This window comes from Pseudanabaena sp. UWO311 (genome assembly GCF_006937785.1).
GTDB lineage: Bacteria > Cyanobacteriota > Cyanobacteriia > Pseudanabaenales > Pseudanabaenaceae > Pseudanabaena.
This window is the reverse complement of the sequence record NZ_SJEE01000039.1, coordinates 12,224-25,772: the sequence shown is the minus strand read 5'-3', so window position 1 is coordinate 25,772 and position 13,549 is coordinate 12,224. Positions and strand designations below refer to the sequence as shown.

General features: G+C 42.6%; 12 protein-coding genes. 9 read left to right on the top strand and 3 right to left on the bottom strand.

Going from position 1 to position 13,549, the window contains the following annotated elements:
- Positions 1 to 31: 31 nt before the first annotated feature.
- Positions 32 to 889: a fructosamine kinase family protein gene (locus PseudUWO311_RS21210; protein WP_142657226.1), complete on the bottom strand. Its 858-nt coding sequence runs from the start codon at positions 887 to 889 to the stop codon at positions 32 to 34.
- Positions 890 to 1,174: 285 nt separating this feature from the next.
- On the opposite strand from PseudUWO311_RS21210, the gene PseudUWO311_RS21205 reads away from it, so the two are divergent.
- From PseudUWO311_RS21205 to PseudUWO311_RS21190, 4 genes are all read left to right on the top strand, one after another.
- Positions 1,175 to 1,477 carry a hypothetical protein gene (locus PseudUWO311_RS21205; protein WP_223807678.1) on the top strand — a complete coding sequence of 101 codons (303 nt, stop codon included), beginning with the start codon at positions 1,175 to 1,177 and terminating at the stop codon, positions 1,475 to 1,477.
- Positions 1,478 to 1,596: 119 nt separating this feature from the next.
- The gene (locus PseudUWO311_RS21200) at positions 1,597 to 1,944 is read left to right on the top strand and encodes a lipopolysaccharide assembly protein LapA domain-containing protein (RefSeq protein WP_142657224.1); all 348 of its coding nucleotides are present in this window, start codon (positions 1,597 to 1,599) and stop codon (positions 1,942 to 1,944) included.
- A gap of 103 nt (positions 1,945 to 2,047) precedes the next feature.
- Positions 2,048 to 2,869, top strand: a complete 822-nt coding sequence (locus tag PseudUWO311_RS21195; protein WP_142657223.1) for a segregation/condensation protein A — start codon at positions 2,048 to 2,050, stop codon at positions 2,867 to 2,869.
- Positions 2,866 to 3,435, top strand: coding sequence for a PPC domain-containing protein (locus tag PseudUWO311_RS21190; protein WP_223807671.1), 570 nt, complete (start codon positions 2,866 to 2,868; stop codon positions 3,433 to 3,435). Before PseudUWO311_RS21195 ends, PseudUWO311_RS21190 begins: the two co-directional genes overlap by 4 nt.
- A 37-nt stretch (positions 3,436 to 3,472) precedes the next feature.
- On the opposite strand, the gene PseudUWO311_RS21185 is transcribed toward PseudUWO311_RS21190, so the two are convergent.
- Entirely contained in the window at positions 3,473 to 4,525 is a 1,053-nt protein-coding gene (locus tag PseudUWO311_RS21185; RefSeq protein ID WP_142657222.1) for an RNA ligase, read from the bottom strand.
- 247 nt (positions 4,526 to 4,772) lie between these two features.
- On the opposite strand from PseudUWO311_RS21185, the gene PseudUWO311_RS21180 reads away from it, so the two are divergent.
- Together PseudUWO311_RS21180 and PseudUWO311_RS21175 are read left to right on the top strand one after the other, a co-directional pair.
- Complete coding sequence (locus PseudUWO311_RS21180; RefSeq protein WP_142657221.1) at positions 4,773 to 5,429, top strand: response regulator; 657 nt, start codon at positions 4,773 to 4,775, stop codon at positions 5,427 to 5,429.
- Between the two features lie 113 nt (positions 5,430 to 5,542).
- On the top strand, positions 5,543 to 5,995 hold the full coding sequence (locus tag PseudUWO311_RS21175; RefSeq protein WP_142657220.1) for a hypothetical protein: 453 nt from the start codon (positions 5,543 to 5,545) through the stop codon (positions 5,993 to 5,995).
- Between the two features lie 109 nt (positions 5,996 to 6,104).
- Here the strand turns inward: PseudUWO311_RS21175 and ctpC are convergent, their stop codons facing one another.
- Positions 6,105 to 7,370 (bottom strand): carboxyl-terminal processing protease CtpC, encoded by a 1,266-nt coding sequence (gene ctpC / locus PseudUWO311_RS21170; RefSeq protein ID WP_142657219.1) that lies wholly within the window; start codon positions 7,368 to 7,370, stop codon positions 6,105 to 6,107.
- A gap of 805 nt (positions 7,371 to 8,175) precedes the next feature.
- On the opposite strand from ctpC, the gene PseudUWO311_RS21165 reads away from it, so the two are divergent.
- The 3 genes from PseudUWO311_RS21165 (at position 8,176) to sir (ending at position 13,528) form a co-directional block, all read left to right on the top strand.
- Positions 8,176 to 9,498 (top strand): ammonium transporter, encoded by a 1,323-nt coding sequence (locus tag PseudUWO311_RS21165; protein WP_223807677.1) that lies wholly within the window; start codon positions 8,176 to 8,178, stop codon positions 9,496 to 9,498.
- Positions 9,499 to 9,789: 291 nt separating this feature from the next.
- The gene (locus PseudUWO311_RS21160; RefSeq protein WP_142657245.1) at positions 9,790 to 11,322 is read left to right on the top strand and encodes an ammonium transporter; all 1,533 of its coding nucleotides are present in this window, start codon (positions 9,790 to 9,792) and stop codon (positions 11,320 to 11,322) included.
- 280 nt (positions 11,323 to 11,602) lie between these two features.
- Positions 11,603 to 13,528 carry a sulfite reductase, ferredoxin dependent gene (gene sir / locus PseudUWO311_RS21155; RefSeq protein WP_142657218.1) on the top strand — a complete coding sequence of 642 codons (1,926 nt, stop codon included), beginning with the start codon at positions 11,603 to 11,605 and terminating at the stop codon, positions 13,526 to 13,528.
- Positions 13,529 to 13,549 lie beyond the last annotated feature (21 nt).

The window sequence follows — 13,549 nt, the reverse complement described above, 5'->3', positions numbered from 1 at the left end:
TTTATTGCACATTTCCTTCAAGTGCCCTTTTTTATTTGCAAATAGTCTCGATCATACGATTGGCTTGAGAGCCATAGCCACCGCCAAAGAGATTGAAATGATTGAGATTGTGATAGAGATTGTAAAGAGTTTTACGTTGTTCATAGCCTGAATCTAGCGGATATGCAGCTTGATAAGCGCGATAAAACTGCGATGGAAATCCACCAAACAATTCGGTCATAGCAAGATCGACTTCGCGATCGCCAAAATACAGAGCAGGATCAAAAATTACAGGTTCGCCATCCACAAATGCAGCATTACCGCCCCAGAGATCTCCATGTACCATTGAAGGCTGTGGCTGGTAATTATCAAAAAATCTTGACAAGGACTTATAGATTTTTGCTTCAGGAATATTGGATTGCCAACCTTTGCGCCTTGCCAAACTAATTTGAAAAGCAAGCCGATATTCAATCCAAAAATCAAGCCAACTATTTGTCCAATTATTAATTTGTGGCGTTGAGCCGATCACATTATTTTGCTCCCAACCAAATCCGCGATCGCTATTGACCCGATGCATCGCCGCTAGATTTCGTCCCATCGCTTCCCAGTCTTGCTTACCCCCCAATTCGAGATTCTCCATCACCAAGTAAGCCGCCTCACTAGCAACACCCCAACAGATCGGCTGTGGTACGCGGATTGTATTGGTAGCATACATTTGCTTTAGTGCGATCGCTTCGGCAACAAACATATCGAAACAGTTAGCGGTATTCGATTTCACAAAAAATTGGCGCTGACCATCGGATATTCGAGTTGTTTGATTGATACAGCCGCCAGACTGTGCTTGGCGGCGATCGCAGATAAATTTCTCTCCCGTTGCTTGTGAAATAGCGATCGCAATTTCATCCCACATAATTTTTTAACCAAAATTGAGAAAGTTTGCTAAGCAAACCTTTTCAATTTTGGTTAATTGATAACGAATTCAGTTAGCTTTCTCAATAAAACGTAACCCTAAAATTTAAGTACGGTTCGTATACTGAGAGCTAAGGATCTAACATTCAAATAAAGAACCAGTTTTTTTATGGCGCGGCGAAGCTGTGCCATAAAAAAACTGGTTCTTTATTAAATTCCAGAACCCTAACAAAATAAATTAATTAATTAAAAAACTTTAAAAAATATCCTGATAGGTCTAATTATGATGAATGACATTGGTAAATACCGCTTTGTTTGTACCCTTACCCTCAGCGATATTTTGGGTCAGGTAATTGTCTGGTTAGGGGTAATTTTTCTGGCTCTAGCATCGGCGCTTTCGCTAATGAGTAAGCCGATTTACTCCTTTGGTGCGGTGGGTTTAATCGTGGTAACTTCCCTGCCTTTCTTACTATTCACCTTTGTAACAACCTTATTTAATCACATTGATATTGTGCCTCTGACTGAAGAAGAGATTAAGCACAATAATTCCAAGATATCAGGTGTTCGTAAAACTGCTGTCAAAGCTTAATTTACAAAAATAAAAGAGAGAGTGGACGCGTTGCGTCCACTCTCTCTTTTATTTGTAGACATTATGAGCATTTTTTGATAAACCATTAGCTAAGAATTTAGAAACGAGGTCTAACTACTGTGCGCCAGCTTAATTTTGTTGTCTTTTTTATCGTTGCTCTTGCATTAGTATTGTTTTCCTTACAAAACACCTCCCCAGCGCCCATCCAAATCATCCCTCAGCTTAAAGTTGCCGCACCAATCTCTGTTGAACTGATCTTGGCGATGGGACTAGGCGCAGTTTTAGCTTGGATATTTAGCGTCTGGTCTGGATTACAAAAATCCATTGACATGCGTAATAAAAATGTCCAGATCCAGAATTTGCAGGAAACTGTTCAGAACTTAAGCGTTGAGATTGAAGAGCGTAAGCGCCTAGTTTCAGCCTCAGCGATCGATGTTGAGATCGACGAAGACAAGTCTAAAAACTAAAACATGGGGCGCATTAGCGCCTTTTATTTTATACAAAATCAGATTTTCTGACCATTTCACCGCAATCGATGATATTTTTAAACATCCGCTTCTCGTAAGCTCCATGACTCTATCGATCGCAGAATCAGTTACCAAAGATGCCATAGCCCTCCTGATCGATCTTGCAGAACGAGGCGAGATTGATCCTTGGGATGTGCAGGTGATCGATGTCGTTGATCGCTTTTTGTCGCGGTTAATTGTTAGCGATCGTCGAGATTTATATGATTCGGGTCAAGCGATGCTCTATGCATCAATGCTGGTACTGCTCAAAGCCAACTCACTATCGGACAGTCAAGCTGTCTACGACCAAGAAGCCGACGACGATGAAATGGGAGAAGAATCTGAGGTAGTCGCCGATGCGATGCGGTTACCAACGGACTTTGATAAAAGGTTGCGCCGCTTGCCTGTAGCTTTGCCTCCAAAAGCAAGACGGATCACCCTAGAAGAGTTAATTGCCCAGATTGAGGCGATCGCAGAGGTAGTTGATCGAAAGACTAGTAAGCCAGCCAAGCGTCCTAGCCAAGGCAAAGTTGCCCGCAAGGCAGCCATGAAAGCGATCGCCCAACTAGCTCACAAAGAAAATTTATCGGAAATGGTAGAAGAAATTGAGCGTTACTTCTTACTCCATCCCGACGAAGAGATTGAGATATCTGACCTAGCGGCCGTATTTAACGATCGTGTAGGCGTATTTTGGGGCTTATTACTAATGTCTTCACAATCAAAAGTGGAATTGTTTCAAGCTGAGTTTTATGGCAAAATCCAAATTGTGCCAACTATCAAAACTCCATCAATCAAAGAGATCCCATTTCCTAATAGTTCAGCTAATCCCACAATAGAATCTACTCAGTTACAATTGAAATTCGCTGAATTAAAAGAAGTTTCGTGAAGCATCTAATTTTGTTTGACTATCATCCTCCTGAACACATACAGCAAGCCATGAACAATCGAAGCACAAAACTTTCTGTAGGAACCTCGCAAAGCGAGTCTCTTATAAAAAGTTTAGCTTTGATTTTATCGAAATTTGCTTTAGGTGTAGGTGCGATCGCGATCGGTTTAGCGAGTTTTTCGCCTATGTCGTTAGCTCAGGTACGTACCTCCATCTATAAGCCAACCGCGATCACCAGTGGTGTAGATGTTAACGATATTCTCACCGACAAAGATATTCCGACAGGGCAGAAAGGGTTTGCGCGTGACTATGCAATCACTGTCCAAAAAGATGAGCGTTTGGAAATTTCGGTAAATTCTGGGGGCTTTGATACAGTCTTGAGCCTGTTAGATAGTGCTGGCGAAGTTGTCGCCGAAAATGATGATTCTGTTGGTGACAATACCAATTCCCTCATCTTTTTTAAAGTGCGTCAATCAGGAAATTATATTGTGAGAGTTTCATCATTTGGCGGTAGTAGTGGCGGTAAATTTACGCTGAGAGTCAACAAACTCCAAGTTGTAAAATAAACAATCGTGGTGGTGGGCGAAGCCCACCACCACGATTTTAAGTTTCGTCATTATCCATAAAAGGTTTTTCATGGGCAGGTTTAATACTTCGCCAAATATAGTCACTGTAATCTTTCCCATCTAGAAGAGAGAATAAAATCGTGTGATTTTGGCAAGTTAAAATATGTTTTGCCATTTCTTTACGATCGCTGCGATCGACAACAGCGATAATCCTCTCAAAGTCAGCCTTAGCGGTCTCTTCAATTTGTTGATATTGCGCAATCAGATTAGCCTTAGTCTCTTTTACCCAATTGTAAAACTCATCTGGAACCCGCTCTAAGATATCCTCAAAGGGAGTTTGATCACGCAACATCTCCCAAATCACTTTGCTAGTAACTTGAGTAAGTACACGATGTAATTTTACATAATCAGCAAACTTAAATTTAAGTCTCAATCCACTTTCAAAGCGAATTACAAAGCCCTCTTGATTCTGCTCATTAAGATTGCTAATTGCTTCTAGATCTTTTAATCCATCATATTTTTTAGCGATCGGGAACCCCAAATGTGTGAAGGATTCAATTGTATGTTCTATTCCCGATTCTGTTTCAATTACTGCCAATAATACTAAGCCTTCAAACTCTCCATAATCAACAACAATGCGATTTGCAGGATAGACAATTTCAAATAAATAGGTTAGCGATCGATCTAGCAATGGAATTGCTTTTTGATACATCGACATCAAGATTTGATTAGCTTTAATTGCTTGATCAGAGTTAAAGCTGCCTCTAGAAGCTATATAAGGCTGATCTTGATACCAATACAAAATCCCTAGAGAACCATCCAACTTCTCATAAACATCAAAAGGTTCTGAAGGAATTGCTTCCTTATGTTCTTGAAGATTAAAGAATTTTGCTAAAGGTCGAGATGCAATATTACCACTGCGATCGAGGATTAAGCCACGACATTGAATGGTTTCGGGATTCCATAAGCGATCATATTGAGCCTTGGCCGTGTAGTTGTAAATAAACAAATCGCCACTAGAATGAGGGCGTTTGGTGATGTATCCTTCATTAATTAATTGATCGATTTTCTCCAAATTGATAGCACTCATTCTATTTTCCTTGCTAATTTTAAATTATCGCAATCATTTCGATGTTACGCGGAAGAAATTCCTGTGATAGCGGAAGTTTAGGGCTGGCACGGGGGCGCAGCCCCTACAGCATCTATATTGTTTAGGTAGAGGCAATCCCCCCGTGGTTGCCTTACCACGCTAGCAGCAAGAGATTAATCATCTACGTCCCACGTAACATCAGTATATAATCAAGTCAATCAAACTAAATTTAGAGAAATTTAGAATTATGACTGTTGCCACAACATCGAAACCTTTAAAAGTCCTAATTGTTGAAGACGATCCACTTATCCAACTCGGATTAGAGCAATCTCTTTCCCAACAGCCAAACATTACTGTAATAGGCATCGCAGAAGATGGCTATATCGGTGTGAAAATGGCTCAGGAATTAAGCCCTGACATTATCGTAATGGACATTGGAATGCCAAGATTGGATGGAATTTCGGCAACCCAAAAAATCAAGGCAGCATCACCTAATGTTCATATTGTGATGCTTAGCTCCCATACTGATGATACAGAAATTATTGCGGCACTATCAAGTGGAGCCGATGCCTACTGTGTCAAAGGCACTTCTACCGAAAGCCTTTTAGCAGCTTTTGCGGCTGCTATGGATGGCGCTACTTATCTCGATCCTCAAGTTGCTCGCAAAGTAATGGATCATCTCAAGCCACCAACACAACCTGAAAATACTTCACATCTATCGCAACGAGAATTAGAGGTGCTGAGATTAATTGTTGAAGGCAAAAGTAATCCCGAAATTGCAAAAGTGCTATACCTCAGCCCTAATACGATTAAAACTCATGTGCGGGGCATCATGAACAAATTATCTGTTGACGATCGCGTACAAGCAGCAGTTGTAGCTCTGCGATCGGGTTTAGTAAATTGAGCAAGGTCAGCGCTTTGCATCTGACCTTGCTTGAGGGATCATATGTCGATTGGTAATAACGCTATATAATTAAGATTAAACATGCCGAGCAACAAAACAGAGCAACAAAAATTGTGGCGCATACCTTTTTAGTGCAACCTGGTAAATGGACTATCGAAGGCAATTGGGTAGATAGAGATTCGATGCCAATTCAAGTCAAGGGTAGAACTTTGGTAGGTTGGTCAAGGGATAACTTTTGGTTCACAATGGTTACGAAGCTGACTTTCCCCAACTCAGATCGCGAAGAACTAACCATGGCTTACAAAGGCAGAATTGATTCAGATGAGCGACGTTTTACGTTTGTTGTTGATGATAGCTCTCTGGGTAAAGTTGAAGGGGAAGGTATAATTGGACCAGATTCCATTATTCAACGTTACTGGGTAATGGGTGACAAAAAGATGCGAACAGGTTTTCAAACGCTTTACCGTCGAGATAATAATATTTACTCTCTAACTAGTGGCATTATTGCGGGACAAAATCTTGAAAGCACTATGGAAGCAGTACTAACTCGTCATATGGATTCCTAATCAAAAAAAATCAAAAAGGCAGACAAAGTACACCTTTTTGATTTATATCTTAAAAACGAAAAGGGATGCGGCGCTTTGCGCCACATCCCTTTTCGTTTTTGTTTTGAATTTAGCGAGAGCTTACACTTTTAAGCTCAGTCGATAAAATATCGATCGCTTTGGCAAACTGTGGATCAGAGCTTGTGCCGACAAGATCACGGTTTTTATTCAGCTTTTCGAGATCTTCTTTGGTTAGTTCGACTATACGGTCAGGAATGATACCCAAATGATTGATATCACGTCCACTGGGGGTGTAGTACTTAGCGATCGTTACCGCCATGCCCGAACCATCACTCAGGGAATGCACTGACTGGACTAGTCCCTTGCCAAAGGTTTTAGTACCGACAATCACAGCTCGTTTATTATCTTGCAAAGCACCAGATAGGATCTCACTAGCACTAGCCGATCCACCATCAACTAAAACCACAAGTGGCTTATTGGTAATAGCTTGACGATTAGCAGTTAGGCGTTCGCTTTCGCCCTTACGATCAATTGTGGAAACAATGGTGGCGTTGTCGAGCCACATCCGTGCGATTTCGGCACTGGAATATAGCAATCCACCAGGGTTAGATCGCAAATCTAATACAAATCCAACCGCGCCTTTACTTACGTGATCTTGGATTGCTTTACGCATGTCACTTGCTGCATTGGCATTGAACTGACGCAAGCTGATGTAGCCAACCTTGCCGATATTGGTATCACGAAGCTCAGCCTTGACTGGATGGATCTCAATCTTGGCGCGTTCTAGCTCAATGTCAAACTGCTTATCGCCACGCTTGATCCCCAATTTAACCTTTGTACCAGCAGGCCCACGGATTAAGGCAACGGCTTGGTTGATATCCATGCCATCGGTCGATTTATTCGCGATCGAAGTAATGATGTCTTTTGTCAAAACTCCAGCACGGGATGCAGGAGAATCTTCGATAGGGGCAACAACCGTTAGTTGCTTAGTTGCGTCATCCATCCCAAGCTGGATCCCAACCCCTGTGAGCTCTCCCGAAGTATCAATTTGCATACTCTTAAACTGCTCAGGGTCCATAAAGCGAGTATATGGATCGTCAAGAAGTTTAAGCATTTCTCGAACTGAGCGATAGGCTTCAGCCTTAGAAGAATAATCGCGATTTTCGACATATTGTCGTCTGACTTGCCGCCAGTCAACTTTGTTGAACGCCCCATCAACATATTCGCGATTGATAAGCTGCCAAGCTTCATCAACTATTTCTTTGGGGCTATCTCGAAATGCGGCGATGCTAGGGTTTGCTAGCTGAAAACCAACAACTGCCACAGCCGCAGCTAATGCTGCTGTTGTACCAAGTACAAATCCGCCTTTTGCCATGTCAACTTCCTGAAAAGTGAGGTGTGTGAGGAATATATCTAAAAGTACACCAACTCTAGCACAGGAGATTTTAAGCGTGTGATCAAATTAGCAAAATGAGCACCGAAGTAACCCTTTCGGGTTCAGCATTAATGCTTAAAGGTACAGAATATTCTAATTTTTGCTGCTAAATTTCAGTTTTTATCTTGCGTTCATGATTTTAGTAGGTATCTTGGCGTAATTTAAAGTCCAGCCCCGTAGCCTGTGATGTCTACTTAGTAGGTGCTACAGGTTTTTGATTTTCATAATTAATTGCGCATAGTTACTTATCATTATTGATAATCTTCTTGCCTCCATAATCAAAAATGTGATTTCTAATACAGATTGAAGACTTATAACTTGATGAAATCATTCTTGAATAATTTCTCTATGGTAACTATAAAAATGAGTTAGTGAGCGCTATAAGAGATTGGTCTTTTAGAGCTATTTAAAAGGTGCTTACCTAAACTCATGTCGCCTTATTGTGAAGACAAGAAAAATTTGTGAAAGGATAGAGTCTGTGATCAAAAAATTTCTTCTAAGTTCGTTGCTAGTCCTGTGGTTGGTGAGTTTTCCTTTTACAGGTCAGACTTGGGCGCAAGCAACTACTTCTCCTTCTCCTACAGCTAGCCCAACAACAACCTCCCCTGCGGCTACAGCGAGTCCTTCTCCCAGTGTTGCTCCGTCCCCGACATCCGCTCCAGCAAGTGGTGACGTTGTAACTCTAACCAAAGAGCAAAAGGAAGCACTTGACAAGCTTCTCGCACCAGCTCCAGCGGCTTCGCCAATTAACTCAGGTGATACTGCATTTATGTTGGTAGCGGCGGCTCTCGTATTGCTGATGACTCCTGGGCTTGCCTTTTTCTACGGCGGTTTAGTCCGTACACGCAACGTACTAAACACGATGATGATGAGCTTGTTACTCATGGCTGTAGTCGGTGTCACTTGGGTACTCTGGGGATATAGTCTAGCCTTTGATGTAACTGCTGAAGTAGCTAAGGGTACTTTTGGGCAGGGGCTAGAAAAGTTTATTGGTGGATTTGATTGGTTATTTCTCAATGGAGTCAAGTTTGATGCACCTGATCCTATTGGTTACGCTGGTACAATTCCCCATGCCGTATTCATGGTTTACCAGATGATGTTTGCGATCATCACACCAGCTTTGATTTCTGGTGCGATCGTTGAGCGCATGAGCTTCAAAGCTTATTTCTGGTTCATTCTCCTTTGGTCTACCTTTGTTTACTCACCTCTCGCCCATATGGTCTGGGGACGTGGGTTCTTAGGCGAAATGGGTGCATTAGACTTTGCTGGTGGCACGGTTGTGCATATTAGCTCTGGTGTTGCTGCGGTTGTAGCCGTTTTGGTGGTTGGTTCTCGTAAGGATTTTGCCACTAAACCACATACTCCCCACAACGTCCCCTATGTGCTACTAGGTATTGGACTGCTCTGGTTTGGATGGTTTGGCTTTAACGCAGGTAGCGCTCTTAGTGCCGGACCGATCGCGTCTGTTGCTTTTGTAGCTACTACAGTTGCAACTTCGTCTGGTGGCTTGACGTGGCTATTGGTTGAATGGGTGTTGCGTGGTAAGCCAACTGCGGTTGGTATTGCTAGCGGATTTCTAGCTGGACTGGTTGGTATCACACCTGCGGCGGGTTTTGTCACTCCCATTGGTGCGATTTTGATTGGATCAATTACAGCAGTATGCTGTTTTACCGCTGTGAGTTTGCGTGCTAAGTTCAAGTTTGATGACTCTCTCGATACTTTCTCAGTGCACGGTGTTGGCGGAACTGTTGGAGCCATTCTAACTGGTGTATTTGCAACCAAAACGGCAAATCTAATGAAAGATGCTAAGGGTGCTGATATCAACCTTGGTCTTTTAGATGGCAACGCTAACCAAATATTAATTCAGTTAGCTGGTGTTGCTACTACCTACGTGTTTGCAGCCATAGCCACATTCATCATTCTGCAAGTCTTAAAACTATTTATGGACTTGAGAGTTGCCCCTTCTATCGAAGAGCAAGGTATTGACTTACCTGTTCATGGTGAAGAGGGTTATGGTAGCGACTTCGGCTCTAGTGTGTTCTTCGGTCAAAGTTCTTCCGAAGGATAAAATCTTTTATCTTTAAAGGTAAACTAATCTCAAGAAAAAAGGCGGCGCTATGCGTCGCCTTTTTTCTTGAATATCATAAAAAAAGCTGTCGATTCATCGATAATCGATATCTCTGCAACACCTCTATGATTTGCATTAGTTTTTTTCGTTGTTGTTTTTTGCCTTGAAATGATGGTTATAGGTCGAAATGTATAGGTTTATACAAAGTCTACCTACTTGAATCTGATGTCATGAATGTAATAGATCTTTGCGTTTGCATGGGTGCATTACTTCAACGAGGAGAACTCTAAGGTGTTGGTTTATAAGTCAAATCACAGAAAGAGGCTCAAAAGTTCAGTGAATTGGACTGCTTGTGTACCTCTAGCTGCAATAATCGGTGTTTTTTGGGTGTATGCAGCCACTGCTCAAACTGCTGCGCCTACTCCTGAACCTCTAACTGCTGATAAAGTTCAGGCAAACGTTGCTGCTCTCAAAGTTGGTTTAGATACTCTTTGGGTAGTTATAGCGGCATTTCTAGTATTTTTTATGAATGCAGGCTTCGCTCTGGTGGAGTCTGGCTTTTGTCGCCGCAAAAATGCGGTTAACATTCTCACCAAGAACTTAATCGTATTTGCGATCGCTACCATTGCTTACTGGGCGATCGGTTTTGCCTTCATGTACGGTGACAATGGTGGTAATGCCTTTATTGGCTCCAAAGGATTTTTCCTAAATGGTACAGACAATAGTCCTGCTACGCTTGCGGATTATAAGGGTGACTTCCCTGGGCTTAGCTGGACAGGAGTACCACTAGAAGCTAAGTTCTTGTTCCAGTTAGTATTTGCTGGAACAGCTGCAACGATTGTTTCAGGTGCAGTCGCTGAGCGTATTAAGTTTGTTTCGTTCTTGCTGTTTAGCTTTGTTTTGGTTGGTGTCGCCTATGCGATCACAGGTCATTGGATCTGGGGTGGTGGCTGGTTAGCCAACATAGCCAAGGATGCTTCAGGTGCAACCACAGGTAGCTTCTTTGATTTTGCTGGTTCTACAGTCGTTCACTCTGTAGGTGGCTGGGCAGCGCTTATTGGCGCAGCCGTCCTTGGTCCACGCATTGGGCGATACGGCGAAGATGGCAAAAATCGTGCCATCCCTGGACATAATATGGGTCTTGCGACTTTGGGTTGTTTGATTCTATGGTTAGGCTGGTTCGGATTCAACCCAGGTTCTACCATGTCAGCTGACGGTCGTTTGATTTCTCACATTGCCTTGACGACTAACATGGGTGCTTCCGCAGGTGGCATTGCTGCAACTATTGTGGCTTGGCTGTATCTTGGTAAGCCTGACCTATCGATGATTGTTAACGGTATTTTGGCTGGATTAGTCTCTGTAACTGCTTCTTGTGCTTGGATCACCCTACCTAGCTCAATTATCATTGGTGCGATCGGTGGCGTAATTGTTGTATTCGCAGTTGGATTCTTTGATGGTCTAAAAATTGACGATCCAGTAGGTGCTACTTCAGTTCACCTATGCTGCGGTATTTGGGGCACTCTAGCAGTTGGTTTATTTGCCGTTGGACAAAAAACAGACATTGGCGGTGGTTACATTCTACAAGCTGGTGCTGGGCCCAAAGCTGGTCTATTGTTTGGCGGTGGCTTTGACCAGCTCCTTTATCAATTGATTGGTGTTGCTGCTGTTGGTGGTTTTACTGTTGCTTTTAGCTTTATCGCTTGGTACGCAATTTCCCTGATTACTGGTGGTATTCGTGTCGAGGCTGAAGAAGAGTTCAAGGGTCTCGATATATCTGAACATGGTATGGAAGCATATTCTGGTTTTAGTAAAGAAAGCGAATAAGCTTTGCTAAATCTCAAACAAAAGGCAGCATATTATTTTCTAGCCTTTTGCTTTAAGTAAAGCTCATCTTAATTCCGAACCCAAAAGAAAAGGCGGCATATTATTTTCTAGCCTTTTGCTTTTTTAGGTAAAACTCATCTTAATTCCGACCCCAAAAGAAAAGGCGGCACATTGTGCCGCCTTTTCTTTTTGTAAAGTTCATCCTAATTCCGATAGGGTTATCGGGGTATAATGGTGGGGCGCAAAAACTAAAAATATACGAAGTTTCGATAGTTGAACCATGACAAACACTTTGACAAATCCTGTAAAAGTATCAAAGGTTGAAGTCCTTAAGCAAAAAAGCAACTTTTTGCGAGGTCCTATCAACACTGAGCTAAATGATGGCAATCCTTTTTTCAGCCAGGATGGTATACAAATCCTGAAATTTCATGGTTCCTATCAACAAAAAGAACGCGATTTTGAAAAGAACAAGACTAAAGGCGAAGAAGCTCAATACAGCATGATGTTGCGTACCCGTAGCCCAGGCGGGATAATTCCTTGGCAGTTGTATTCTGCTTTAGATAAACTCTGTGATAAGTATGGCAACCATACTTTGAGGGCTACAACACGCCAAGGCTTTCAGATTCACGGCATTCTCAAAGAAAATCTAAAAACGGTGATTGCTGATATCACTAGAAATATGGGCTCCACTGTAGGCGCTTGTGGCGACATCAATCGTAACGTGATGGCTCCATCCGCTCCTTTTAAAAATAAACCTGAGTATGCCTATGCTCGCGAATACGCTTTTAAAATTGCGGATTTACTTGCTCCACAAGCTGGAGCCTATTACGATATTTGGCTTGATGGTGAAGTAGCGGTTACTTCTTCCGAATCTCCAGAAGTAACCGAAGCGAGAAATCGTCAGGGCGCGGGGACTGCTAAAACTAATATCAGTGATATTGAGCCTATTTATGGTGTGCAGTATCTACCACGCAAGTTTAAGATTGCGATCGCTGTGGCTGGTGATAACTCAGTCGATCTCTATACCAACGATCTGGCATTAGTGGTGATTACTAATGATCAAAAAGAGCTAGAAGGCTTTAATGTCTATGTCGGTGGTGGTTTAGGACGCGCCCACAATAACGATGCCACCATTGTTAGAATGGCTGACAGCATTGGCTTTGTCCCTGTCGCCAAGATTTATGATGTGATTAAGGCGATCGTTTCCTTACAACGTGACTTTGGCGATCGCCACAATCGTCGTCATTCTCGCTTCAAGCATATTTTGCATGAGTGGGGAGTGGAAAAATTCAAGCATGTTTTGCGAGAATATTACCCCACGGAACTAGCACCTGCGCGATCTTTACCAGATTTTAAATATCAGGATTATCTTGGCTGGCATGAGCAAGGTGATGGTAAGTATTTTGTAGGAGTCTCAATTGAAAATGGTCGGGTAAGCGATCGCGAAGATTTGCAGCTAAAAACGGCTCTAAGCGAGATCTGCGAAAAGTTTCACCATGATTTTGTGTTGACTCCCAACCACAATTTGCTGATTACCGAAATCGCCGCTGATGAAAAAGAGGAGATTCAAAAGATTCTCGATCGCTGTCATGTGCTGGCTCCTGACAAAATTGATTCGCTAGTGCGTTACTCCATGGCTTGTCCCGCATTTCCCACTTGCGGACTAGCGATCGCTGAGTCAGAACGTGCCTTGCCAAGTGTATTAGCGAGAATTCGTAAGCTATTAGTACGTTTGGGATTAGATCAAGAAACCTTTGTCACCCGCATGACAGGTTGCCCCAATGGTTGTGCTCGCCCATACATGGCTGAACTTGCCTTTGTTGGTAGCGCTGTTGATGAATACCAAGTTTGGTTGGGTGGTAGCTTTGACTCAACACGCTTAGCCCAGCCCTATGTACAACGCTTGCATATTAATAATCTGGAGAAAGGTTTAGAGCCGCTATTTGTTTATTTCAAAAATGAACGCACAGATGGCGAAGGGTTTGGTGATTTTTGCGATCGTAAGGGCAATGAAGATTTGCGAAAGTTTGCAGAATCCTATGTGTCAGAACTTGACGAAAACGAATCTAAAGGCAAGCGCAAAGATGTCCGTCATCGCGTCACTCTTTCGGCGAAGTCCTATGAGATGCTCAAAAAGGCTGTTGAAGAAAAGGGCGCTTCGATGAAGGATCTTGTCGAAACCGCTTTGGAAAAGTATTTGGAATAAGAAGGTTTCTTGTAAAAAATC

Coding starts and splice junctions, on each gene's coding strand:
- PseudUWO311_RS21210 (WP_142657226.1), bottom strand. CDS start 889: ATGTGGGATGAAATTGCGATCGCTATTTCACAAGCAACGGGAGAGAAA.
- PseudUWO311_RS21205 (WP_223807678.1), top strand. CDS start 1,175: ATGAATGACATTGGTAAATACCGCTTTGTTTGTACCCTTACCCTCAGC.
- PseudUWO311_RS21195 (WP_142657223.1), top strand. CDS start 2,048: ATGACTCTATCGATCGCAGAATCAGTTACCAAAGATGCCATAGCCCTC.
- PseudUWO311_RS21185 (WP_142657222.1), bottom strand. CDS start 4,525: ATGAGTGCTATCAATTTGGAGAAAATCGATCAATTAATTAATGAAGGA.
- PseudUWO311_RS21180 (WP_142657221.1), top strand. CDS start 4,773: ATGACTGTTGCCACAACATCGAAACCTTTAAAAGTCCTAATTGTTGAA.
- ctpC (WP_142657219.1), bottom strand. CDS start 7,370: ATGGCAAAAGGCGGATTTGTACTTGGTACAACAGCAGCATTAGCTGCG.
- sir (WP_142657218.1), top strand. CDS start 11,603: ATGACAAACACTTTGACAAATCCTGTAAAAGTATCAAAGGTTGAAGTC.